We start from the raw sequence: 23,791 nt of genomic DNA, 5'->3' as shown, positions 1-23,791 counted from the left end.
GGATTGCCGGGCACCGTCAGTGGCGATGTCCGTGGCCATCGGCCGGAGCGGGCTCGGCGGCATCGGATGGCTGGGCCTGGAGCGCGTCCGGCGGCAGTTGCAGGCGGATCCAGGACACGCGGCCGGACTCGTCCTCGGCGCGGCCGACCGACAGCGTGCCGGTCAGCGTCACGAGGCCATCGCGGTGCGCGACCAGGCGCTCCCGCTGCGCCGGATCGAGCAGCACGGTGACCGTGGCGGCGGGCAGGTCATCGGCTTCGCCGTCGGCGTGCTCGCTCATGCGGACGGGGCGCGGCGTCAGCCAGAAACGGCCGGGCCGGGCCTGCTCCGGCGCGACCATGTAGCCGACCAAGCGCACAGCGCGGCCATCGGCGCCGCGCAGGGTGTCGGACAGCTCCAGACCCGCGGGACCGATCGGGGACTTGAAGAACTGGGAGAACCTGAGGTCCACCGGCGCGGCGGCGTTCAGGGAGGACTCGGCCGAGGGGGCGGCCAACGCGGCCGGCGGCATGGATCCGGCCGCGCAGAAGACCGCGATCGCGAAGGCGGCACGCCGGGCAAGCCGCGTACCTGTGGTGAGTTCGACGCACATAGGGCCGCGATTGTTTCGGGGCCGGATGACGGTTCCGTGACTCTTCTTTTTTCTTGCTTGACACCGCGCTCCGCGCCACGCGAAGCTGCGCCGCGAGCACAAGGGAGCCCATGAACACGCCAGACCAGCGGCCCGCGCTGCAGGCCCTCAATGCGTTGTACGGCCGCCGCGCCGCGATCTACGACTACGAGCTGATGCCGGTGGCGCCGCTGCGGCGCGAGGCCATCGCGGCGCTCGCGCTCGAGCCGGGGCAGACGGTGCTCGACATCGGCGCGGGCACCGGGCTGAGCCTGCCCGGTCTGTGCGCCGCGGTGGGCCGCGGCGGCCGGGTGGTCGCCGTCGAGCCCTGCGAATCGATGATGCGCCAGGCCCGTCAGCGCGCGCGGGCCGAGCATCTGGACGCGCCGATCGATTTCCTGCCGGCGACGGCGGAGGATGCGCCCTATGCCAGCGCGCTCGGCACGCGTCAGGCGGACGCCGCGCTGTTCTTCTTCACGCACGATGTGCTGCAGAGTCCCGACGGCCTGGCGCGGGCGCTCGGCGTGCTCAAGCCGGGCGCGCGCATCGTCGCGGCGGGGTTGGCGTGGGCACCGCCCTGGCTGCCGATGAGCAACCTGTTCGTGCTCGGCGCGGCGATGCATTCGGTGATCCGCATGGACGGGCTCGACTGCCCGTGGCGGCTGCTCGAGGCCCGGATGCGCGACGCGGAGGTCGAGCGCCGCTGGCTCGCCTCCGCGTATCTGTTGACCGGCCGGGTCTAGCCCGCCGCGGCGCCGGGGATCAGTCCTCGAGCGGCACGAAGATCCAGAGCAGGAAGTACAGCAGCATCCCGCCGCCGGCGCACATCGTCAGCGCGATGAACACGATGCGCCAGAACCACGCGGCCAGTCCGCTCAATCGCGCCAGGCCGCCGCACACGCCGCCGATCCAGCGATCGTCGCGGCTGCGGTGGAAGCCGTTGATCGCGTTCACCGCTGGCGCACCGCCCTGCGGCGAGGCGTAGGCGTACGAGGTCGACGAGCGCGTGCTGGCATTGAGCACACGTTCCTTGGCCTTGGCGAACTCTTCGTCGCTGAGGACCCCGGCGTGGTGCAGGTCGGCCAGGCGCTTGAGTTCTTCGGCGTCGGACATGAGGGACTCCTTTCTGAGGGGCAGGCATCGAAGGATGCGATGGAGCGAAGACTACGCAGCGCCCCCGCCGTGCGCGAGGCGCGTGCGACCGGCTGCATCTGGGCGCGATGCGGAGCGCGGGGCATGCGACAGGGCGTTTCCACTCACGGCCCGCGACGGCACGCGCGGGAAAATCCGCCCCCATGAATGCCTCCACCCGCTCCCTGTTGGCCGCGATCCCGGCGCTGTCGCTCGCGCTGCTGCCCCTGGCGCCGCTGAGCGCCGCCACGCCGCCGCAGCCCGCGCGCCCGGTCGCGGCCGCCGCGGCATCGTCCGTTCAACCGGACAGCGCGAAGGCGCCGATCACGCATGACGTCTACGCGACCTGGCGCAGCATCCAGCATACGCAGCTGAGCCGCGATGGGCAGTGGCTCGCCTACGCACTGGTCGCGCAGGAAGCCGATGGCGAACTCGTCGTGCGCCATATGACCGACGGCCGCGAGTACCGCGCGGCGCGCGGCACCTCGCCGCAATTCAGCGCCGACGGCCGCTTCGTCGCTTTCGCCGTGCAGCCCACCCGCGAGGCGCTCGATCAGGCGAAGAAGGACAAGAAGAAGGGCGACGAGGCGCCCAAGGCGGGGGCGGCGTGGATGGACCTCGCCACCGGTCAGGTCGAGACCGTGGAGCGTGTGAAGCGCTTCGCCTGGGGCAAGGACGGCGGCCGGCATCTGGCGATGCTGCTGGAGCCGCCAGCGAAGAAGGACGGCGGCAAGGAACCCGCCAAGGACGTCAAGGACGCCAAGGTGCCCGGCACGGCGCTGGTGCTGATCGACGCGCAGACCGGACAGCGCAACACCTACAAGGACGCCGCCGAATTCGAATGGAATCGGCCGGGCACGCTGCTCGCGTACACGCTGTCGGTGAAGGAGGCGCCGAAGAAGGAAGCCGTCAAGGCGCCCTCCACTGCCGCTTCGGACACTCCCGCCGTGCCCGCGCCCTCCGCTGCGGACGAGACCGCGCGCGAAGGCGTCTATCTCGTCGATCCCGCCGAACCGGCGAAGGCCCGCGCCGTGCTGTCCGGCGCCGGCAGCTACAAACAGTTGGCCTTCGACGAGGCGGGCCGCCGGCTGGCCTTCGTGAGCAATCGCGACCACGTCGCCACCGCCAAGGCGGACAAGGCGGACAAGCCGGCCAAGGACGAGAAGCCCGCCAAGCCCGATCCGACGCCGTTCAAGCTCTTCCTGTGGGAAGCCGGTCAGGAGCGCGCCGCCATGCTGGTGGACGCGGCGACCGCCGGCATGCCCGCGGGCTGGACGCCCAGCGAGCATGCGCCGCTGAGCTTCAGCAAGGACGGCCTGCGCCTGTTCCTGAGCACCGCCGAGCTGCCCCCGCCCGAGCCCAAGGACGCGCCGGAGCCCTTGAAGGTCGACCTCTGGCACTGGAAGGATCCGGAGCTGCAGTCGGCGCAGAAGGCCAAGGCCGACAAGGAGCGCGTGCGCAGCTACCTGGCCGTCGTGCATCTGGGGACGGATGCCGGCGCGTCGCGCTTCGTGCAGCTCGCCACCAGGGAGCTGCCCACGATCCAGGTCAACGAGAACGCGAAGGTCGCGCTCGGCCTCAGTGAGCTGCCGTACCGGCCGCTGGTGTCGTGGGAAGGCGTCTACATGGACGCCTATGCCGTGGACCTGGACACCGGCGCGGCGACGCCGCTCGCACGCAAGCTGCGGCACGCGCCGACGCTGTCGCCCGGCGGGCGCTATGTGCTGGGCTTCGATGCGCCGGCCGCGCGCTGGATGGCCTGGCGCACCGACACCGGCGAAGCCAGCGACCTGACCGGCCGGATCAAGTCGCGCTTCGACAACGACGACCGCGACGTCCCCGATCTGCCCTCGCCCTATGGCAGCGCCGGCTGGACCGCCGACGACGACAGCGTCGTCCTCTACGACAAGTTCGACCTGTGGGCGGTCCGGCCGGCCACCGGCGAGTCGCGCAACCTGACGCAGGGCTGGGGCCGCAAGCAGCAACTGCAGCTGCGCGCGGTGCCGCTCGACCCCGAGGACGCGGACCGCAAGCCGCTGCCCGCCGACACGCTGACGCTGAGCGCCACGCACGACATCACGCGCGCCAGCGGCTACTACCGCGTCGACGCCGCGGGCGGCGTGCCGCGCATGCTGATCCAGGACGACAAGATGATCGGCGGCCTGATCAAGGCGAAGGAGGCCGATCGCGTCGTCTTCACGCAGCAGACCTTCGTCGAGTTCCCGGACCTGTGGGCGACGACGCTCGCCTTCCAGCAACCGTCGCGCGTCAGCGACGCCAATCCGCAGCAGGCACGCTACGCCTGGGGCACGCAGGAACTGATCGAGTACACCGCGGCCGATGGCCGCAAGCTGCGCGCGCTGCTGGCCAAGCCGGCGGATTTCGACCCGAAGCGGCAGTACCCGATGATGGTCTACATCTACGAGAAGATGACCGACAACCGGTACCGCTACATCCCGCCGGCGCCGGCGCAGAACATCAACGTCACGCGCTACGTCTCCAACGGCTACCTGGTGCTGCGGCCCGACATCGTCTACACCACCGGCCATCCCGGCCGGAGCGCGATGAACACGGTGCTGCCGGCGATCCGCCAGCAGATCGCCAAGGGCTTCGTCGATCCGAAGCGCGTCGGCATCCAGGGCCACAGCTGGGGCGCGTACCAGATCAACTACCTGATCACGCACACGACGCTGTTCCGCGCCGCCGAGGCCGGCGCCTCCATGGCCAACATGGTCAGCGGCTACGGCGGCATCCGCTGGGGCGCGGGCGTCAGCCGCGCGTTCCAGTACGAGCACGGCCAGAGCCGCATCGGCGCCACGCCGTGGGAACGGCCCGACCTGTATCTGGAGAACTCGCCCATCTTCCGCGTCGACAAGGTCACCACGCCCTACCTGACCATCCACAACGACGAGGACGACGCCGTGCCCTGGTACCAGGGCATCGAGTTCTTCACCGCGCTGCGGCGGCTGGGCAAGGAAGCCTACTGGTTCAACTACAACGGCGAGAAGCACGGCCTGCGCGAGCGCGACCACATGAAGCACTACACCGTGCACATGGCCGAGTTCTTCGACCATTACCTGCTTGGACGCCCGCGCCCCGAGTGGATGGACCAGCCGGTGCCCTACCTCGAGCGCGGCAAGCGCGACGTGATGGGGCAGTTCAAGCCGGTGCCCGCGCCGGCCGAAACCGCCGTCGCCAAGGGCCAGGAAGCGCCGCCCGGGGGCGGCAGCGCCAAATAGGTCCGGCAGGCGCCGCCGTTGCGGCCGGCGCCGCGGTCAGCGCACGGGGTCCGCGTTCTGCGCGGCCTGGCGTGCGCTCTCGATGCGCTCGGCGATGGGCGGGTGCGTCGAGAGCCATTCGGCCCCGCGATCGGAGCGTCCCTCGCGGCGCATCTCCTCGCGCAGCTTGCTCCACGCGCCGACCAGCGTCTCGTTGGGCAGATGCTCGCGCAGGATCAGCCGCTGCGCCTCGGCGTCGGACTCGCGCTCGGCATTGCGGCTGTAGCGCAGCGCCTGCAACGAGGCCATCGAGCCGGCGGCGACCGTCGAGAAATCGCCCAGCACCACGCCCGCGACGCTCAGCAGGCCGATGCCCTGCACCACCTGCCGCATCGCATGCCGATGCTTCACATGGCCCGCCTCGTGGCCCAGCACGGCCATCAGCTCATCATCGGTGAGCGCCTCGGCCAGCCCGTCGAAGACGATGATCGTGCCGTTGGGCAACGCCATCGCGTTGAAGCCGGCCCGGTCGCCCTGCCGCGCGAATCGCACGTCCAGCGGCACGCCGGGGAAGACGCGCGAGGCGATGTCATCGAAGCGGTCGACGATCTCCTTCTGGCGGCGTTCGGGCAACTGCGACGGCTTCAGCCATTCGTGCTCGATCTGCTCCTCGACCTCGTTGCCCACCGCCTGATCCAGCTTCGTCGGCACCAGCGGCAGCGCGGCCCGCGCGAGCAGCCCGGCCCCCTGACGGTCGAACCAGGCCACCAGCAGGATCAACAGGATCAGGCCGCACAGCGACAGCACCCAGCTCCCGATCATCTGCGCCCCGAGCGATTGGCCGCCGAGCTGGCGCCCCATCGCGTGGCCTGCCGGGATCCAGAGCGTGCCGCCATCGGGCAGGCCGACCGGCGTGGCGCTGTCACGCCACCATTCGCCAACCTGCAGCTTGCTGCGGGCGTAGCGCCGCAGCCCGGGCAGCGAGGGCTGCGAGGCGGCGAGCTCCGCCTCCGACGGCGGGGACGCCGTGGCCGCCTGCGGACGCGGCGGCCAGGGCATGAATTCAAGGTGGTTGCGGCTCAGGCGCACCCGCACCTCCTGCGGACGGTTCTCGGCGCCGTCGAACCAGCGGCCGGTGCCGGTCTGCGATCTGGATCTCATGTCAGCTCCCGCGGCCTCACCAGCCGATGTCCAGGCCGAAGGCGTCGGCAACGCCATCGCCGGCCGCGCCCCGCCCGTGGCCGCGCCCGGACTTGACGACCAGCGTGTCGAGCGGCTCGTCGGACAGCACGGTCATGCCTTCGACGCGCAGCCGCGCGATGCGCACCGCCAGGAACGGCCAGTACAGGCCCAGCGTCAGCACGGTCAGCAGGCCGTGACCCATCAGCGTCTTGAACAGCCGCAGGGCGGGCAGCTCGTACGCGAACTCGATGCCGCCGGACAGACGGGTGTTGTCCCAGATCAGCTTCTGCAGCCGCGCGATGTACACCGGCCAGCCGATCACCCAGGCCACGCCCATCGTCGCCAGCGGCGCGAAGATCGCCAGCTGCGACGCGGGCCCGCTGGCGGCGGCGGCCTTCAAGGCGCCCGCGCCGATCGCCGTGATCACGCCAGCCGCCAGGCCGGCCAGCAGCCCGACCCCGATCAGCCGCAGGTACAGGCCATAGAAGGCGCGCACCGGCAGTTCGAAGTCGAACTGCAGCGTGCCGTAGCGCGCATGCCGGTGCTGGAAACGCTTGAGCCAGCCATGCGCGAGCGGGAACAGCAGGCTCAGCGCTAGGCCGGCGACGCCCAGGAGCACCGGGTGCAGGCCCAGCCCGGCGCCGACGGACACGAAGGTCCACGCCACCAGCAGCGGCAGGCAGGACAGGTAGGTGGTGGGCGCGCTGGCCTGGAAGCCGAAGCGCACGCCGCGCCAGCTGGTGTTGCCGAGCTTGAAGCGCTGCGCGCCGGCGAACAGCATCGGGCCGCAGGCGTAGAGCACGATCAGCATCGCGATGCCGGCGCCCTTGGACCATTCGAAAGCGTGGCCATAGCAGACCAGCAGCGCCAGCGCGAGCACGCGGCCGGCGAGGATGCGGCGCGGATCGCCGTGGAAATCGAAGGAGTCGCCGGCCAGCAGCGTGTGCCGCGCGAACCAGCGTGCCTTGCGCCGCTTGGCCCAGGCGGAATAGACGCCCAGCGTGGCCAGCGTCAGCAGCGTGTTGACGATCCAGACGCGGAAGTATTCCGCGCCGGTGCCGGTGAACTCGACCCGCTGTTCATGCAGCTTCGCGAGCAGGCCGGTGGCCATCGGCCCGGCCGGCGCGGCTGCCGGCGGCACGGGCAGCGCTCCCGGCGCGGCGGGCGCGGCGGGCGGCTTGGGCGCCGCGGCCGCAGGCGCCATCGGCACCAGTTCCAGCTCGATCTTGTTGTCGATCAATCCCACTTCTCCCAGGCCGGATCTGGCCCGGGCGAGAGTCTAGTGGTTCAGGCCGGCTCGCCCCCGCGGAGCACGCCACGCTGCAACGCGTTGTGGTGCGCGGACGCCGGCTCGAACAGCGCGGCCAGCGCCGCCATCAGCGCGCGCGCCTTGTCCGAGTTGTCGCCACCGTAATTGCAGACGTAGACGTCCAGCGTCACCGACGCCAGCTCCGGCCAGGTGTGCAGCGCGACATGCGATTCGGCCAGCAGCAGCATGCCGGTGATGCCTCCCGGCTCGCCGGCGGGGCTGTCCGGAAAGCGGTGCCAATGCTCGCCGACCACCGCCAGGCCGGCGGACTCGGCAGCGGCACGGGTCTCGCGGGCCAGGCTTGAAGCATCGATCAACAGCGCCGGACGCGCACAGCCCGACAGATCCGCGGTGAGGTGCAAACCGTTCATCGGCGCGCTCAACCGGCGGGCTGACCCGCCTCCGCGAGCAGCGCGTGACAGCGTTCCTCATGCTGGGCGATCTCGGCCAGCGTGACCTCGATGTCGCTGAGCTGCTGCTGCAGCTGGCGCCGGTGCTGGTCCAGCACGCCAAGGAAAGCCCGCAGCTGCGGCACGGTGTCCGACTGGGTGTCGTACATGTCCACCAGTTGCTTGATCTCCTGCAGCGACAGGCCCAGCCGCTTGCCACGCAAGGTCAGCTTGAGCCGCGTGCGGTCGCGCTGGGTGTAGACGCGGTTGCGTCCGGCGCGCGCTGGCGTGAGCAGGCCCATGTCCTCGTAGAAGCGGATCGCGCGCGGGGTGATGTCGAACTCGGCCGCCAGCTCGGTGATGGTGAACAGCGGCCCGGCGTCGTCGCCGGCCTCGGGCAGGGCGTCCTCGGACAGGTCGTCGGCCGGGCTCGGGCGGGGTTCGGTGCTCATGGCTACACTGGACAGATGACGTTGACGTAAACGTAAGTCTATAGCCATGGCCAATCCCCGCGAATCCGAACTGACCTACCCCCTCGGCGACACGCTGCCCGGCCCGGGCCAGGCGCTGGAGGTGGCGCCCGGCGTGCGCTGGGTGCGAATGGGACTGCCCTTCGCGCTGGACCACATCAACCTGTGGCTGCTGCGCGATGCGATCGACGGGCGGGAGGGCTGGACCCTCGTCGACTGCGGCATCCACAACGACGCGACGAAAGCGGGCTGGGAACAGGTCTTCGCCGAGCACCTGGAGGGCTTGCCGGTGCTGCGCGTCATCGTGACGCACTTCCATCCCGATCACATGGGCCTGGCGCACTGGCTGACGCAGCGCTGGCAGTGCCGCCTGTGGATCAGCGCGACGGACTACCAGTTGGCGCGGCTGGCCTCGTCCTCGACGGTCGGGATGGGCGGCGAGGCCGCGGCGGCCTTCTTCGGCAGCCACGGACTGACCGACCCGGCCGCGCTGGACAAGATCCGCAGCCGCGCGAGCTACTACCCTGGCATGGTCCCCGCAATCCCTTCGACCTTCCGGCGGCTGATGGACGGCATGATCGTCCGGATCGGCGAGCACGACTGGCGCTGCCTCGTGGGCTATGGGCACGCGCCGGAGCACATCAGTCTGTTCAGCGAGACGCAGGGCGTGATGATCTCCGGCGACATGGTGCTGCCGCGCATTTCGACCAACGTGTCGGTCGTGGACGTGGAGCCCGAGGCGGATCCGCTGCAGCTCTATCTCGACTCGCTCGCCCGCCTGGCGCCGCTGCCGGCGGACACGCTGGTGCTGCCGGCCCATGGCAAGCCCTTCCGCGGCCTTCACGCGCGCATCGACCAGCTGCAGCAGCACCATCAGGAGCGCCTGGCCGAAGTGCAGGAAGCCTGCACCGCCAAGCCCTGCCATGCGGCGGAGCTGCTGCCCATGATGTTCCGGCGGCCGCTGGACCTGCACCAGACCACCTTCGCGATGGGCGAGGCGGTGGCCCACCTGAACCGGCTGTGGCATGGCGGTCAGCTCCGGCGCTCGCTGGACGAAGACGGCATCCACCGCTTCTCGGTCTGAGGCCGGCGCGCACCGACGCGGACGCGCAGTTGCCGCGGATCGATCGAAGGGAAATCGCTGCCCTGAAATGACAGTCGCCGCCGTCCCGGTCACGGGACGGCGGCGCTGCGCCTTGTAATGCATCAGCTTGTCGGCTCTGAGCGCGGGTCGACCTGGCTCAGCCTTTGGCTGGGGGACCCTGAGCGCCGCCGGGAGCGGAACGCGGGAGGCGGTTCTGGCTCAGATGCGGTGATGACAGCAGATTGGAGTGTGCAGCCCCACTCAAATGAGTCACAAGCCCCCCCAAAGGGGGAAGTGCGGAGGTTTACCGCTACCGTCCATGGCGATTGACGCGTTCGGTATTTGTTCTCGGGGGAATGCTCAGGCTTCGTCCATCAGCGGCAACACCGCCTGCTTCAGGCGATCCCGCGCGAGCTCGTACTCGGGGAAGACGGACCGCACGACCGCCCAGAAGCGCGGGCTGTGGTTCATTTCCTTGAGATGGGCCAACTCGTGCGCGACGACGTAATCGATGAGCGCCGGCGAGAAATGGATCAGCCGCCAGTTCAGCCGGATCATCCCGTCGGCGCTCGCGCTGCCCCATCGGGTCTGCGCGGACGAAAGCCGCAGCCCGGTCATCGTGACGCCGAGCGGGCCGGCGAAGTGCCGGCAGCGCTGTTCGAAGAGCTGCCGCGCCTGACGCTGCAGCCAGGCCTGCACGGTGTCGCGGATCTGCTCGGGTGATGCGTCCTGCGGCAGCCCGAGGTAGAGCATGCGCCGAGGCACCGTGGCCAGCGTCGGCTGCGGATCGGCCTGGCCTTCGTCGAGCCGCGCGCCGGTCAGCGACGGGTCGAGCACCACGATCAGCGGCTCGCCCAGATAAGGGAGGCTGCAGCCGTCGCCCCAATGGATGCGGGCCGCCTGCGTGCGCCGGGCGCGCTCGCGCTGCTCGACCAGCTTGCGCAGGATCCACTCGGCCTTTTGTTGCAGTGCGCTGTCGATGTCGCCCAGCGGCACCCACTTCGGCGCGGACACGCGCAGGCCATCCTCGCTGACGGTGAAGCCGATGCTCCGCCGCCGCGCGCGCTTGAGTTCGTAGGGAATCGCCTGTCCCTGCAGCAAGACCTGGCGCAGCGACGCGCCCGCATCGCCGCGTGAGCGAGGCGCCGGGGCGACGGGGTCGGGAGCGGGACGCGGGGGCGCGGGTTCAGGCTCGGTGTCGAACAGCGACAGCTGGGTGAAGCTGTTCAGCAGTCCGCCCAGTCCCCGCAGCTTGGAAGGCAGCATGGGCTGCGAGTGTAATCAGGCGGAGGCCTGCGCGGGGGGTGGCGCGGCCGCGGCCCGCGGCGCCTCGCCGGGCGGATAGGCCTCGGGGTCCAGGACTCTCATCTCGGCCTCGATCCAGGCCTGGACCTCCTTCATCAGCTCGGCCGGCGCGCGCCCCTCGCTCGGGATCATCGGGCCGATCGAGATGTCGATCGTGCCCGGCCTGAGCAGGAAGCTCTTGCGCGGCCAGCAGCGGGCCGAGTTCATCGCGATGGGCACGACCGGCTGGCCGGTCTCGACCGCCAGGCGCGTGCCGCCGGTCTTGTACTCGCCGGCCTTGCCGCGCGCCACGCGCGTGCCTTCCGGGAACATGATCACCCAGTTGCCCTGGCCCATGATCCGCTTGCCCTGCGCGGCCACCTTGCTCCAGGCCTCGCTGCGCTTGCTGCGGTCGATGTGGATCATGTCCAGCCGCGCCATCGACCAGCCGAAGAACGGGATGTAGATCAGTTCCCGCTTGAACACGTAGGCCAGCGGCCGCGGCATCAGCATGGGGTAGGCGAAGGTCTCCCAGGTCGACTGGTGCTTGGACAGCAGGATGGCCGACTGCTTCTCGCCGGTGGGCAGGTGCTCCATGCCGCGCACGCGCCACTTGACGCCGCAGATCAAGCGGGCGCCCCAGATGGCGACGCGCAGCCAGTTGGCGCACATCCAGTAGAGCCGGGTGCTGTCGAGGAACAGCGAGCAGATCACGACCGCGGTGCCCCAGGGCACGACGGTGACGACCAGATAGAGGACAAAGAGGATCGAGCGCAGGGCGATGAGCATCAGCTCAGGTCTCCGGGGGAGGTGTCGGGTTCGGCGGACTCGCCACGCGACTGGGCGCGCGCGCGGCGTTCCTCATGGATGAGGGTTTCGGCGAAGGCGGCGAGGTCCTGGTGCACGCGGCTGCCGGGCACCAGCGCGATCTGCTCCTGCAGTTGCGCCTCGTCGACGCCGCCCAGGCGGTCGCCGCGCACCAGGTGCGGCACGCAGCCGGCATTGCGTGCCGTCTGCAGGTCGCGCACGCTGGCGCCGACCATGTGGACCTGCGACAGGTCCACGCCGAAGCGCTCGCCGATCTGCTCGACCAGGCCGGGCAGCGGCTTGCGGCAGTTGCAGTTCTCTTCCGGCGCGTGCGGGCAGAAGAAGGCGGCGTCGAGGCGCCCCCCCTTCTCCGCCAGCAATTGATTGAGGCGCAGGTGCACCGCGTTCAGCGACGCCATGTCCAGCAGTCCGCGTCCGATGCCGGGCTGGTTGGTGGCCATCACCGTGTGCCAGCCAGCGTGGTTCAGCCGCGCGACGGCCTCGAGCGCGCCGGGCAGCGGCTCGAGTTCCTCGGGCGACTTCACGTGGTCGTCGCGGTACCGGTTGATCGTGCCGTCACGGCCCAGGATCACCAGCTTCATGCCATGCGGATGGTCGGACCGGGTGGGCATCGGGGTCTCCGTTCAGCGGCGTTGCAGCGTTTCGGCGCGGCGGCGATCAGGCGGCCAGCCGCGAGAGGTCGGCCACGCGATTCATCGCCTCGTGCAGCTGCCCGAGCAGCGCCTGGCGATTCGCCCGCAGCGCCGGATCCTCGGCGTTGACCATCACGTCGTCGAAGAAGGCGTCGACCGGCGCCTTCAGCGCGGCCAGCGCCTTCAGCGAGCCGGCGTAGTCGTGCTGCTCGAACAGCGTGTCGGCCTGCGGCTTCACCGCGGCCAGCGCCGCCGCGAGCGCCTGCTCGGCGGATTCGGTCAGCAGCGACGGCGTCACTTCGGTCGGCCGCTCGCCCTCGATCTTCTTGAGGATGTTGCCCACGCGCTTGTTGGCCGCGGCCAGCGAGGCCGATTCCGGCAGCGCCGCGAAGGCGCGCACCGCCTCCAGGCGCTTGGGCACGTCGCCCAGGCGGGCCGGGTTCAGCGCCAGCACCGCGTCGACCTCCTGCGCGCTGTAGCCCTGATCGCGCAGGCTGACCGCCAGGCGGTCAGCGAAAAAGCCCAGCAGCGCCTCGGTCGGATCCTGGATCAGCTCGCCGAAGGCCGGCAGCGCGCCCTGGATCAGCTCCGGCAGCGACAGGTGCATGTGGTTCTCGACCAGGATGCGGATCACGCCCAGCGCATGGCGGCGCAGCGCGAACGGGTCCTTGTCCCCGGTGGGCAGTTGGCCGATGCCGAACAGGCCGATCAGCGTCTCCAGCTTGTCGGCCAGCGCCACGACGGTGCCGGTGTGGTTGCGCGGCAGCGCGTCGCCGGCGAAGCGCGGCTTGTAGTGGTCCTCGATCGCCTTGGCCACGCCGTCGCGCAGGCCTTCATGGCGCGCGTAGTAGCCGCCCATGATCCCTTGCAGCTCGGGGAACTCGCCGACCATGTCGGTCAGCAGGTCGGCCTTGGCCAGCCGCGCGGCTTCCTGCGCCTTGCTGTCGAGCACGTCGAACTCGTCCTTGGCCTCGGCCGTGTACGGGTGCTGGGCCATGCGCAGCTGGTTGACGATCGCATGCGCGATCGCGCGCACGCGCTCGGTACGCTCGCCCTGGCTGCCGAGCTTGCCGTGATAGACCACCTTGCCCAGGCCCTCGACGCGCGACGCCAGCGTCTTCTTGCGATCCTGGTCGAAGAAGAACTTCGCATCGGCCAGGCGCGGGCGCACGACGCGCTCATTGCCCTCGACGACCTTGGACGCGTCCTGCGGATGCACGTTGCTGACCACCAGGAAGCGGTGGGTCAGCTTGCCGTGGCCATCCAGCAGCGGGAAGTACTTCTGGTTGGCCTTCATCGTCAGGATCAGGCATTCCTGCGGGACGGCCAGGAACTCCGGTTCGAACTGGCACGAGAGCACGTTGGGCAGTTCGACCAGCGCGGTCACCTCGTCCAGCAGTTCGGGCGCGTCGATCGGCGACAAGCCCAGCGGCTCGGCGCTGGCCTGCAACTGGCGCACGATCTCGTTGCGGCGCTGCTCGAAGGAGGCGATCACGCCGCCTTCCTCGCGCAGTTGCTGCTCGTAGCTGTCGGCGCTGCGGACCTCGATGGCCGCGGCCTTGGATTCGAAGCGATGGCCGCGGGTCACGCGGCCCGAGCTCAGCCCCAGCGCGCCGACCTCGACCACGTCGTCACCGTGCAGCGCGATCAGGCCATGGGCCGGACGCACGAACTTGACGTCGCTCCAGCCGTCGGCCAGCTGATAGGTCATCACCTTGGGGATGGGCAGCTTGGCGAGGGTCTCGTCCAGCGCCTTCTGCAGGCCGTCCTTCAGCGTCACGCCGGGGACGACGGTGTCCAGGAACAGCGCCTGCGCCTTGCCGTCGGGGGCGCGCTTCAGGCTGGGGACGGCCGACGCGTCGGCGCCGACCGCGGCCAGCTTCTTCAGCAGCGCCGGCGTCGCGTTGCCGGCGGCGTCCAGCGCCACCGCCACGGGCATCAGCTTCTGCTGCACCGCGCGATCGGCGGCCTTGGCGGCCACGCCAGTCACGTGGACGGCCAGCCGGCGCGGCGTCGCGAACGCGCGCACCGCGGCGCCAGCCTCGGCCAGGCCCTGCGCCTTCAGCGCGTCCGCCAGCACCGAGGCGAAGGCCTCGCCCAGCTTCTTCAGCGCCTTGGGCGGCAGTTCCTCGACAAACAGTTCGACGAGAAGATTCTTGGTGGTCATGCTCGTGATTCCTCGGCCTCAGGCGGCGGCCTTCTTGTCGGCCTTCTCAGCCTTGGCGGCAGCCTCGGCGCCCTTCTTCTCGATCTGCGCGATCACCTCGTCGGCCCAGGCCTTCGGGGCCATCGGGAAGCCGAGCCGCGCGCGGCTGTCCACGTAGCCCTGCGCGACGGCGCGCGCCAGGTTGCGGATGCGGCCGATGTAGGCGGCGCGCTCGGTCACGCTGATCGCGCCGCGCGCATCCAGCAGGTTGAAGGTGTGGGCCGCCTTGAGCAGTTGCTCGTAGGCCGGCAGCGCGAGCTGGGCGCCCATCAGGTGCTGCGACTGGCGCTCGTGCGCGGCGAAGGCGCCGAGCAGGAAGTCCACGTCGCTGTGCTCGAAGTTGTAGGTCGACTGCTCGACTTCGTTCTGATGGAACACGTCGCCGTAACTGAGACCGTCGGTGTAGACCAGGTCGTAGACGGACTCCTTGCCCTGCAGATACATCGCCAGCCGCTCCAGGCCGTAGGTGATCTCGCCGGTGATGGGCTTGCAGTCGATGCCGCCGACCTGCTGGAAGTAGGTGAACTGCGTCACCTCCATGCCGTTGAGCCAGACCTCCCAGCCCAGGCCCCAGCAGCCCAGCGTCGGGTTCTCCCAGTCGTCCTCGACGAAGCGGACGTCGTTCTTCTTCAGGTCGAAGCCCAGCGCCTCCAGCGAGCCCAGGTAGAGCTCCAGGATGTTGGCCGGCGCGGGCTTGAGCACGACCTGGAACTGGTAATAGTGCTGCAGCCGGTTCGGGTTCTCGCCGTAGCGGCCATCCTTGGGGCGGCGGCTGGGCTGGACGTACGCGGCCTTCCAGGGCTCGGGGCCGAGCGCGCGCAGGAACGTCGCGGTGTGGCTCGTTCCGGCGCCGACCTCCATGTCATAGGGCTGCAGCAGGGCGCAGCCTTGCTTGGACCAGTACTCCTGCAGGCGGAGGATCAGTTGCTGGAATGTCAGCATGGGGCGTCGGGCCGTCGGACGGGCGTTGGAGCAAAACGACCGATTCTATGTGCGGCCCGTGCCGCTCACCGGCGTCGCAGCGCCGGCAGGACACCCGCCGCCGCCAGCGCCCACAGCGGCCACAGCCCGAGCGCCGACAGCCAGCGCGCGTACGGCGTGACGCCGGCGCGGCCGTCGACCACGGTCTCCAGCACGCCGGCTCGTTCCGCCGGCAGCCGCGCGAGGACATGGCCGCGATGGTCGACATGGGCGGTCGCGCCGGTGTTGGTCGCGCGCACGATCGGCCGCTGGAACTCCAGCGCCCGCATCTGCGAGAACTGCAGATGCTGGTCCTGCACCATGCGCGGCCCGAACCAGGCCAGGTTGCTCGCGTTGACGAAGACCGTCGCGGCCGGCTCGCCGGTGTCGAGCGCGCTGGCGACGACGTCCTCGCCGAACAGGTCCTCGTAGCAGATCAGCGGCCGCAGCCGCTGCCCGGCGAAGGGCAGCGCGCGCTGGTGCCGGCCGCGCGCCTGGTCGTCCATCGGCATGTTCATCGCGGTGACGAACCAGTGGAAGCCGGGCGGAATGAACTCGCCGAACGGCAGCAGGTGACGCTTGCCATAGTCATAGGGCTGAGCGAAGCCCAGGCCGGCCAGCGAGTTGACGAAGCCGTCGGCCGAGTTGCCCAGGAAGGTGCCCAGCAGCAGCGGCCGGATCGCGGCGCCGCGGCGCAGGCGCTCGACATGCTCGTCGCCGAGGAAGGCCAGCGGCACCGGCAGCACCGACTCGGGCGTGACCACGACCTGTCCGCGCGCGGCGCCGATCAGCGCGGTGAGCTGGTCGAAGTTCTCGTCGAATCGCGCGCGATCGAACTTCTGGTCCTGCGGGATGTTGGGCTGCACCAGCGACACGGCGATCGAGCCGGTCGAGCGGGTGAAATCCTGCGGCAGGAACTGCGCCGCGGCGACGCCGGCCGCCAACGCGCCCAGCAGCGCCCATTGCCGCAGCGCGAGCGAGGCGGCGGCCAGCGCCGCCAGCGCGGTGATGCCGTAGACGCCGAGGTAAGGCGCGAACACGGCCAGCGGGCCCTGCGCATGCGCGTAGCCGCTGGCGATCCACGGGAAGCCGGTGAAGAAGGTCGCGCGGGCGAGCTCCGCGCCCAGCCACAGTCCGGCGAACGCGAGCGCGCGGCGCCACCCGGCCCGGCCTGCCGACCAGCGCGCGGCCAGGCCGAGGCCGGCGGCGTAGTAGGCGGACAGGAACAGCGCCAGCGCGAGCACGGCCAGCGCCGACACGGCCGCGGGCAGGTGACCGAAGTCGTGCATGCTGATGTAGAGCCACCAGAGCCCGGACGTGAGCCAGCCCACCCCGAAGAGCGCCCCGGTGAGCGCCGCGCGCCGGGTCCGCGCGCCATCACAGGCCGCGATCAGCCAGGCCAGCGCCAGCGGCTGCAGCCACCAGGCCGGACTGGGCGAGAACGAGGCCGTGTGCAGCGCGCCGGCCGCCAGCGCCAGCGCGGGATGGAAGCACCAGGCGGGCGCGCGGGACTCCGTGCGGCGCATCAGCCGCTGTGGTCGTCGGCCTCGGAGGCCGGCGCGCGGGTCACCTTGAACCAGCGCACGGCGCCGCCGCGATTGATCATCACCGAGAAGCGCAGGCCCGCCACCTCGACGGTCTCGCCGCGGCGCGGCACGCGGCCATGCTCGTGCGCGACCATGCCGCCGATGGTGTCGAAGGCCGCGTCGGACAGCGACAGGCCGAAGGCCTCGTTGACCGCGGCGATGTGCGCGTCACCGGCCACCCGGTAGCTGCCGTCGGCCAGCGTGTAGATGCCGGCGTCGCCGTCGCCGACGTCGAATTCGTCCTCGATCTCGCCGACGATCTCCTCGAGCACGTCCTCGATCGTGATGAGCCCGGCGGTGTTGCCGAATTCGTCGATGACGATGGCCAGATGATTCCGGTTGGAACGGAAATCGCGCAGCAGTTCATTCAGGCCCTTGCTCTCGGGCACGAAAACTGCCGGGCGCAGCAGCGCGCGCAGGTTCAGTTCCGGGGCGCGCTGGAGCTTGAGCAGGTCCTTGGCCAGCAGGATGCCGATGATGTTGTCCCGTTGACCGTCATAGACCGGGAAACGCGAGTGCCCGGTGTCGATGACGGTCGCCAGCAGTTCGTCGGTGGGCGCGTGGATGTCCAGCAGGTCCATGCGCGGCGCGGCGACCATCACGTCGCCCGCGCTGAGCTCGGCCATGCGCAGGACGCCTTCGAGCATCTGGCGCGATTCGGGCGCGATCAGTTCGCGCTCCTCGGCTTCGGCGAAGTTCTCGATCAGCTCGCTGGTCGAGTCGGGGCCGGGATGCAGGAATTCGAGGACCCGGTCCAGCAGGCCGCGCGGGTCGTTGCCACGCCCGCCATGCTTGGCGGGCCGACTAGGCTGAGGTTCAGACACTGTCGTGTGTGCCGTCGTTGAGGAGGCGCCAGAATAACCGATTGACATTGACATTCGCTTGAAACACAGTCATCCGCCCCCAGTTGCCGGGGCCAAGCTTTTCCTAAAGAGAGATGGGTCGTCCATATGCCGTCCGCCGCTGAAACTGCCTCGCAAACTGGCCCGCAAACTGGCTCGCAGGGCGCCGCCCCGAGTCCCGCGCAGGGACTGATCCCCGCCACCATCCTCACGGGCTTCCTGGGCTCGGGCAAGACGACGCTGCTCAAGCGGGTGCTGACCGAGGCCCACGGCCAGAAGATCGCCGTCATCGAGAACGAGTTCGGCGAGGAGAACATCGACAACGACATCCTCGTCAGCGAGACGCAGGAGCAGATCATCCAGCTCAGCAACGGCTGCGTCTGCTGCACGATCCGCGAGGACCTGCGCACCACGCTGTCCGACCTGGCCGCGCGCCGCCGCAAGGGCGAGCTGGACTTCGAGCGCGTGGTCATCGAGACCACCGGCCTGGCCGATCCCGGCCCGGTCGCGCAAACCTTCTTCATGGACGACGAGATCGCGGAGACCTTCCTGCTCGACTCGATCCTGACGCTGGTCGACGCCAAGCACGCGAACGACCAGCTCGACACCCGCCAGGAAGCGCGCCGCCAGGTGGGCTTCGCCGATCAGATCTTCCTGAGCAAGACCGATCTGGTGGACGACGCAGCCGTCGACGCGCTGACGCACCGCCTCAAGCACATGAACCCGCGCGCCCCGCAGTCCCGCGTGCATTTCGGCGAGGTGCCGATCAAGGACGTGTTCGACCTGCGCGGCTTCAACCTGAACGCCAAGCTCGAGATCGATCCGGACTTCCTGGCCGCCGACGACCACGACCATGCGCACGGCCATGACCACGGGCACGACCACCACGGCCATGACCATGACCATGACCATGAGCACGGCGAGCACTGCGACCACCCGCACCACCACCATCACGACGACGACGTGAAGTCCTTCGTCTTCCGCTCCGAGCGTCCGTTCAATCCGGCCAAACTGGAGGACTTCCTGGGCGCGATCGTGCAGGTGTACGGACCGAAGATGCTGCGCTACAAGGGCGTCCTGAACATGAACGGCACCGACAAGAAGGTGATCTTCCAGGGCGTGCACCAGCTGATGGGTTCGGATCTCGGTCCGAAATGGATGCCGAATGAAAAGAAGGTCAGCAAGATGGTGTTCATTGGCATCGATTTGCCAAAGGACATCCTGTTGCAGGGGCTGGAAGGCTGCCTGGCTTAGTGCCACACTGGCCAGCGGTTCCGAGCCATCGCTCGGGCGGCGGCGGAGGTGGCTACAATCCGCCGCGCCCGAACCAGGCCCCTGCGCCATCGGCGGGAAGCTCCGGCTTCTTCTGCCGAGCAGGTATAAAGAGCCGCTAGGAGAGTAACGTGAGCAAGACACCGGCCTCCAAGACCGCCGCGCCCAAGCCCGCCACGAAGGCGGCCAAGGCCTCGGCGGCGGGCAAGTCCGCCGAGGCGGACGCGCCAGACAGCACGGTCTCTCTGCTGGACAGCCCCGTCCGGCCCGCGACCCCGACATCAACTTCGAACAACAGCCGCCCCGCCGTGAAGACTGATCCCAAACTCTCCTCCGCCTGGAAGAACAAGTCCGGTGCCGAACTGACCGACGCTGAAGTGCTGGCGATGCCGGACAGCGAGTACATGAACGACAAGCAGGTGGACTTCTTCCGCGCCAAGCTGACGCAGCTGAAGGAAGACATCCTGTCCAATGCCGGCGAGACGACCGAGCACCTGCGCGAGGACACCTCCATCGTCCCCGACCCGGCCGACCGCGCCACGATCGAGGAAGAACACGCCCTGGAGCTGCGCACCCGTGACCGCGAGCGCAAGCTGCTGAAGAAGATCATGCAGTCGCTGCAGCGCCTGGAAAGTGGCGAGTACGGCTACTGCGACGAAACCGGCGAGCCGATCGGTCTGGGCCGCCTGATCGCGCGCCCGACCGCGACGCTGTCGCTGGAAGCGCAGCAGCGGCGCGAACTCAAGCAGAAGATGTTCGGCGATTGAGCCGCCGACTGCGCTGCGCAAGCGTCAAGCAGCATCACGCGAAGTGTCCGGTGAAGAGCAAGGTCCGCTAAAGCATGTCCGATCCCAAAGACGGCACCAATAAAGAAGGCGAGAGCTTTTTCCGCAAGGTGGCGCGTTTCGTGGCCAATCCGACGACCGACTGGGCGGAGATCAATTCGCGCCAGGACGATCCCGAGGCCGATGCGGCCAAGGCGGAATTGCGGGCCATGGTGGAGCGCAAGCGCCGCAACGATTTCGTGCGCAAGCGCGAGCTCGACATGCTGCGCAAGATCCGGCGCGAGGGCCTGACGCCGGAACAGCTGGCCGCCTTGGGCGGCCATGCCACATCGGGCATCGACGAACTGGGCCGCATCAGCGAGATCCAGGGCGCGCGACGCGACGAGGCCAGCGTCAAGGCCAAGATCGACCAGATCGAGCAGCAGATGGTCGGCGAGGGCTTCGTCACGACCCATGTGCCGGGCCAGCATCCGGCGGGCTTCTTCGAGACCAGCACCCGCCCGGTGAATTTCGCGCCGACGCAGCCGGCCGATCAGATCGGGGCGCGGGTCTCCGACCACGCCCCGGCGGCGGACATGGAGCGCCTGGACCTGGCGCCTGCGCCGGCCGCGGCCTCGATGGGCGCCGGCATGGCGCCGCTGTCGCCGGCCGCCGCGCCAGCGCCCATCCCCGAGCTCAAGAAGGAGATCCCGACGCTGAGCTTCCGCGTCGCGGATCCTCAGGTCGAGGTCAGCGAGGTCGTCCATGACGCCGAGCTGGACGAGGCCGTCATCGCTTTCGCCAATGCCGACTACGAGCACTGCGAGCGCAGCCTGACCGACCTGACGCGCCCTGGCGGCGCGCGCCACGAGCACGCCGAGACCTGGCTGGTGCTGTTCGACCTCTACCGGGCGACCGGCCAGCAGGGCAAGTTCGAGCATCTGGCCAACGAGTACGCGCAGCAGTTCGGCCTGTCGTCCCCGCAATGGTTCTCGCTGCCCAAGCTGGTGGCCGAGGCGGTGCAGCAGGAGCGCGCGCCGCTCGGCCGCGCGAGCAGCGTGTCCTGGACCAGCCCGGAGTATCTGGATACGGAAGCCGTGACGCAGATGCGCACGCGCTGCGAGAACCTGCCGATGCCCTGGGTGATCGATTGGGCGCCGCTGCGCCAGATCGACATCGAGGCCTGCGCCAAGCTGCGCGACCTGTTCCGCTCCTGGGCGCAGCAGTCGCTGGACCTGCGCTGGCTCTCCGGCGACCACTTCTTCCAGGTCCTGCGCGAGCAGGCCCCGGTCGGCAGCCGCGACGCGGACCCCATCCTCTGGATGCTGCGGCTGGAGGCGCTGCGCCTGGCCAACCGGCCGGACCAGTTCGACGAAGTCGCGATCGACTACTGCGTCACCTACGAGGTCTCCCCGCCCAGCTGGGAGAAGGCGCTGTGCCATGTGCGCATCAGCGGCAACGCGCTGTCCACGAGCTCCCCGTCGTCGATCCAGCCAGCGGCGCCGGACACCGGCATCGCCTTCCTCGAGTCGACGATGACCGACGCGGTCAACACCGCGGCGCTGATGGAGCTGTCCGGCCAGTTGAGCGGCGACATCAGCGAGACGCTGGCGCTGATGACCGAGCAGCTCGGCACCGCGTCGCTGGTGACGATTGCCTGCCCCAAGCTGATCCGGCTGGACTTCATGGCCGCTGGCGACCTGCTGAACTGGGTGCTGGCGCGGCGCAGCGAGAACCGCGCGGTGCAATTCAGCGACGCGCACCGCCTCGTGGCGCTGTTCTTCGGCGCGATGGGCATCAACGAGCACGCACGCGTCAAGGTGCGGCACGTCTGACGGCCGTCCGGCCGACCTTCGCAGCAACGGGGCCTCTGGCCCCGTTGCGCTTTTGGATGGCCGATCATCGAGGACCGGCGCAGCGCCGGACGGCCATTCGTCAACCGGCATTCGCACACGCGAGGCCAACGTCTTTTCCTCACCTTGTGATCCGCGCATCGGATCCCACGTGAGGGGGTCATGACCGGAACTTCCATGTCTCAAGATCACTCCTCCCCGCTCCCTCCGTATCACGGCACCACCATCGTCAGCGTGCGGCGCGGCAATCAGGTCGCGATCGGGGGCGACGGACAGGTGACGCTGGGCTCGATCGTCGTGAAGTCGACGGCGCGCAAGGTGCGCAAGCTCTACAAGAACCAGGTGCTGGCGGGCTTCGCCGGGGCGACGGCGGACGCGTTCACGCTGTTCGAGCGCTTCGAGGCCAAGCTCGAGAAGCACCAGGGCAACCTGGTGCGCGCGGCGGTGGACCTGACGCGGGACTGGCGCACGGACCGCGTGCTGCGGCGGCTGGAAGCGATGCTGGCGGTGGCCGACCGCACGGCCTCGCTGATCATCACCGGCAATGGCGACGTGCTCGAGCCCGAGCAGGGCATCGTCGCCATTGGCAGCGGCGGCGCCTATGCGCAGGCGGCGGCGAAGGCGCTGCTGAACCACAGCGAGCTGAGCGCGGTGGACATCGTCAAGCAGTCGCTGGTCATTGCCGGCGAAATCTGCATCTACACCAACGGCAATCACACGATCGAGACGCTGGACTGAGCCGGCGCCGGAGCACACGAATGAGCAGCAGCATGACCCCGCAGGAAATCGTCTCCGAGCTGGACCGGCACATCGTCGGCCAGGGGGACGCCAAGCGCGCCGTCGCGATCGCGTTGCGCAACCGCTGGCGGCGCCAGCAGGTGGACGAGAAGCTGCGCGGCGAGATCACCCCCAAGAACATCCTCATGATCGGCCCGACGGGCGTGGGCAAGACCGAGATCGCGCGCCGGCTGGCCAAGCTGGCGGACGCGCCCTTCATCAAGGTCGAAGCGACGAAGTTCACCGAGGTGGGATATGTCGGCAAGGACGTGGACAGCATCGTGCGCGACCTGGTGGACATCGCGGTGAAGCAGGAGCGCGAGCGCCAGATGCGCCTGCAGCGCGCGCGGGCCGAGGACGCGGCCGAAGAGCGCATCCTGGACGCGCTGGTGCCGCCGCCGCGCTCGACGACGGGTTTCGCGCCGGCCTCGGACGGCGGCGCGGACAACACCGCGCGCCAGGTGATGCGCAAGCGGCTGCGCGAGGGCTCGATGGACGACAAGGAGATCGAGATCGAACTGGCCGAGGCCCGTCCCTCGATGGAGATCCTCGGGCCGCAGGGCATGGAGGAGATGGCGGAGCAGCTCAAGGGGCTGTTCTCGCAGATGGGTCAGGAGCGCAAGAAGGCGCGCAAGCTCAAGATCGGCGAGGCGATGAAGCTGCTGGTCGAGGAGGAGGCCGCCAAGCTGGTCAACGAGGACGACATCAAGACCTCGGCGCTGGCGCATGCGCAGGACAACGGCATCGTCTTCATCGACGAGATCGACAAGGTGGCGACGCGCAGCGAGCACAGCGGTGGCGCGGACGTGTCGCGCCAGGGCGTGCAGCGGGACCTGCTGCCGCTGGTCGAGGGCACGACGGTGAACACCAAGTACGGGATGGTGAAGACCGATCACATCCTGTTCATCGCGTCGGGCGCCTTCCACTTGAGCAAGCCCAGCGACCTGATCCCTGAGCTGCAGGGCCGGTTCCCGATCCGGGTGGAGCTGAAGTCGCTGTCGGTGGAGGACTTCGAGGCCATTTTGTCGAGCACGCATGCGAGCCTGGTGAAGCAATACCAGGCGCTGCTGGCGACGGAGGGACTGACGCTGGAGCTGAGCGAGGACGGTATCCGCCGGCTGGCGCAGATCGCGTATGAGGTCAACGAGCGCACCGAGAACATCGGTGCCCGGCGTCTGTCGACCGTGCTGGAGCGGCTGCTGGACGATCTGAGCTTCGACGCGCACAAGCATGCCGGCAAGACCGTCACGATCGACGGCGCGCAGGTCGACGAGAAGCTCGGCGCACTGGCGCAGAACGAGGATCTGAGCCGATTCATCCTCTGACCGCCGCGGCGGTTTGCGCCGCCGACTTCACAATGAGCTCACCATGAGCTCATCCTGAGCTCGAAGGCC

The 23,791-nt window shown here is 69.5% G+C and carries 21 protein-coding genes; 8 read left to right on the top strand and 13 right to left on the bottom strand.

The features are described from left to right. Positions 1-16: 16 nt before the first annotated feature. The gene (locus ABDW61_RS19685; protein ID WP_343641104.1) at positions 17-592 is read right to left on the bottom strand and encodes a hypothetical protein; all 576 of its coding nucleotides are present in this window, start codon (positions 590-592) and stop codon (positions 17-19) included. A 110-nt stretch (positions 593-702) separates the two neighbouring features. On the opposite strand from ABDW61_RS19685, the gene ABDW61_RS19680 reads away from it, so the two are divergent. Beyond that, entirely contained in the window at positions 703-1,353 is a 651-nt protein-coding gene (locus ABDW61_RS19680; RefSeq protein ID WP_343641103.1) for a methyltransferase domain-containing protein, read from the top strand. A gap of 19 nt (positions 1,354-1,372) precedes the next feature. Here ABDW61_RS19680 and ABDW61_RS19675 read toward each other — a convergent pair whose 3' ends face one another. Next, entirely contained in the window at positions 1,373-1,723 is a 351-nt protein-coding gene (locus ABDW61_RS19675; RefSeq protein WP_343641102.1) for a PspC domain-containing protein, read from the bottom strand. A gap of 182 nt (positions 1,724-1,905) precedes the next feature. Here ABDW61_RS19675 and ABDW61_RS19670 point away from each other — a divergent pair, with 182 nt between their 5' ends. After that, on the top strand, positions 1,906-4,980 hold the full coding sequence (locus ABDW61_RS19670; protein ID WP_343641101.1) for a prolyl oligopeptidase family serine peptidase: 3,075 nt from the start codon (positions 1,906-1,908) through the stop codon (positions 4,978-4,980). A gap of 36 nt (positions 4,981-5,016) precedes the next feature. On the opposite strand, the gene ABDW61_RS19665 is transcribed toward ABDW61_RS19670, so the two are convergent. Genes ABDW61_RS19665 through ABDW61_RS19650 form a run of 4 tightly spaced genes read right to left on the bottom strand, consistent with a single transcriptional unit; the run spans position 5,017 to position 8,291 of the window. After that, on the bottom strand, positions 5,017-6,120 hold the full coding sequence (locus ABDW61_RS19665) for a M48 family metallopeptidase (RefSeq protein WP_343641099.1): 1,104 nt from the start codon (positions 6,118-6,120) through the stop codon (positions 5,017-5,019). Positions 6,121-6,136: 16 nt separating this feature from the next. After that, positions 6,137-7,381, bottom strand: coding sequence for a YjgN family protein (locus tag ABDW61_RS19660; RefSeq protein WP_343641097.1), 1,245 nt, complete (start codon positions 7,379-7,381; stop codon positions 6,137-6,139). 47 nt (positions 7,382-7,428) lie between these two features. Beyond that, on the bottom strand, positions 7,429-7,821 hold the full coding sequence (locus ABDW61_RS19655) for an S-adenosylmethionine decarboxylase (protein WP_343641096.1): 393 nt from the start codon (positions 7,819-7,821) through the stop codon (positions 7,429-7,431). 8 nt (positions 7,822-7,829) lie between these two features. Beyond that, positions 7,830-8,291, bottom strand: a complete 462-nt coding sequence (locus ABDW61_RS19650) for a MerR family DNA-binding transcriptional regulator (protein WP_343641095.1) — start codon at positions 8,289-8,291, stop codon at positions 7,830-7,832. Between the two features lie 46 nt (positions 8,292-8,337). On the opposite strand from ABDW61_RS19650, the gene ABDW61_RS19645 reads away from it, so the two are divergent. Beyond that, positions 8,338-9,393, top strand: a complete 1,056-nt coding sequence (locus ABDW61_RS19645) for an MBL fold metallo-hydrolase (protein WP_343641093.1) — start codon at positions 8,338-8,340, stop codon at positions 9,391-9,393. Positions 9,394-9,753: 360 nt separating this feature from the next. Here the strand turns inward: ABDW61_RS19645 and ABDW61_RS19640 are convergent, their stop codons facing one another. The 7 genes from ABDW61_RS19640 to ABDW61_RS19610 form a co-directional block, all read right to left on the bottom strand. Beyond that, positions 9,754-10,659 carry a SprT family zinc-dependent metalloprotease gene (locus tag ABDW61_RS19640; RefSeq protein ID WP_343641091.1) on the bottom strand — a complete coding sequence of 302 codons (906 nt, stop codon included), beginning with the start codon at positions 10,657-10,659 and terminating at the stop codon, positions 9,754-9,756. Between the two features lie 15 nt (positions 10,660-10,674). Beyond that, entirely contained in the window at positions 10,675-11,466 is a 792-nt protein-coding gene (locus ABDW61_RS19635) for a lysophospholipid acyltransferase family protein (protein ID WP_343641089.1), read from the bottom strand. Then, positions 11,466-12,116, bottom strand: coding sequence for a D-glycero-beta-D-manno-heptose 1,7-bisphosphate 7-phosphatase (gmhB, locus tag ABDW61_RS19630; RefSeq protein ID WP_343641087.1), 651 nt, complete (start codon positions 12,114-12,116; stop codon positions 11,466-11,468). The genes ABDW61_RS19635 and gmhB overlap by 1 nt, the downstream gene beginning before the upstream one ends. A gap of 46 nt (positions 12,117-12,162) precedes the next feature. Further along, complete coding sequence (gene glyS, locus ABDW61_RS19625; protein ID WP_343641086.1) at positions 12,163-14,304, bottom strand: glycine--tRNA ligase subunit beta; 2,142 nt, start codon at positions 14,302-14,304, stop codon at positions 12,163-12,165. An 18-nt stretch (positions 14,305-14,322) separates the two neighbouring features. Continuing rightward, positions 14,323-15,285, bottom strand: a complete 963-nt coding sequence (gene glyQ, locus ABDW61_RS19620; RefSeq protein ID WP_343641084.1) for a glycine--tRNA ligase subunit alpha — start codon at positions 15,283-15,285, stop codon at positions 14,323-14,325. A 65-nt stretch (positions 15,286-15,350) separates the two neighbouring features. After that, positions 15,351-16,829: an apolipoprotein N-acyltransferase gene (lnt, locus tag ABDW61_RS19615; protein WP_343641083.1), complete on the bottom strand. Its 1,479-nt coding sequence runs from the start codon at positions 16,827-16,829 to the stop codon at positions 15,351-15,353. Beyond that, positions 16,829-17,713 carry a transporter associated domain-containing protein gene (locus ABDW61_RS19610; RefSeq protein ID WP_343641081.1) on the bottom strand — a complete coding sequence of 295 codons (885 nt, stop codon included), beginning with the start codon at positions 17,711-17,713 and terminating at the stop codon, positions 16,829-16,831. The genes lnt and ABDW61_RS19610 overlap by 1 nt, the downstream gene beginning before the upstream one ends. A 126-nt stretch (positions 17,714-17,839) precedes the next feature. On the opposite strand from ABDW61_RS19610, the gene ABDW61_RS19605 reads away from it, so the two are divergent. From ABDW61_RS19605 to hslU, 5 genes are all read left to right on the top strand, one after another. Continuing rightward, complete coding sequence (locus ABDW61_RS19605; protein WP_343641079.1) at positions 17,840-18,985, top strand: GTP-binding protein; 1,146 nt, start codon at positions 17,840-17,842, stop codon at positions 18,983-18,985. A 149-nt stretch (positions 18,986-19,134) separates the two neighbouring features. Further along, entirely contained in the window at positions 19,135-19,770 is a 636-nt protein-coding gene (gene dksA, locus ABDW61_RS19600; protein ID WP_343641078.1) for an RNA polymerase-binding protein DksA, read from the top strand. A gap of 74 nt (positions 19,771-19,844) precedes the next feature. Next, entirely contained in the window at positions 19,845-21,602 is a 1,758-nt protein-coding gene (locus ABDW61_RS19595) for a hypothetical protein (protein WP_343641076.1), read from the top strand. Between the two features lie 195 nt (positions 21,603-21,797). Beyond that, positions 21,798-22,358, top strand: a complete 561-nt coding sequence (hslV, locus tag ABDW61_RS19590; RefSeq protein WP_343641075.1) for an ATP-dependent protease subunit HslV — start codon at positions 21,798-21,800, stop codon at positions 22,356-22,358. 32 nt (positions 22,359-22,390) lie between these two features. Then, positions 22,391-23,722: an ATP-dependent protease ATPase subunit HslU gene (gene hslU, locus ABDW61_RS19585; protein WP_343641074.1), complete on the top strand. Its 1,332-nt coding sequence runs from the start codon at positions 22,391-22,393 to the stop codon at positions 23,720-23,722. Positions 23,723-23,791: the final 69 nt, after the last annotated feature.

This window comes from Roseateles sp. (assembly GCF_039595595.1).
In the GTDB taxonomy this organism is placed as follows: Bacteria; Pseudomonadota; Gammaproteobacteria; order Burkholderiales; family Burkholderiaceae_C; genus Roseateles.
The sequence above is the reverse complement of the archived record's forward strand: the minus strand, read 5'-3'. Positions and strand labels throughout refer to the sequence as shown.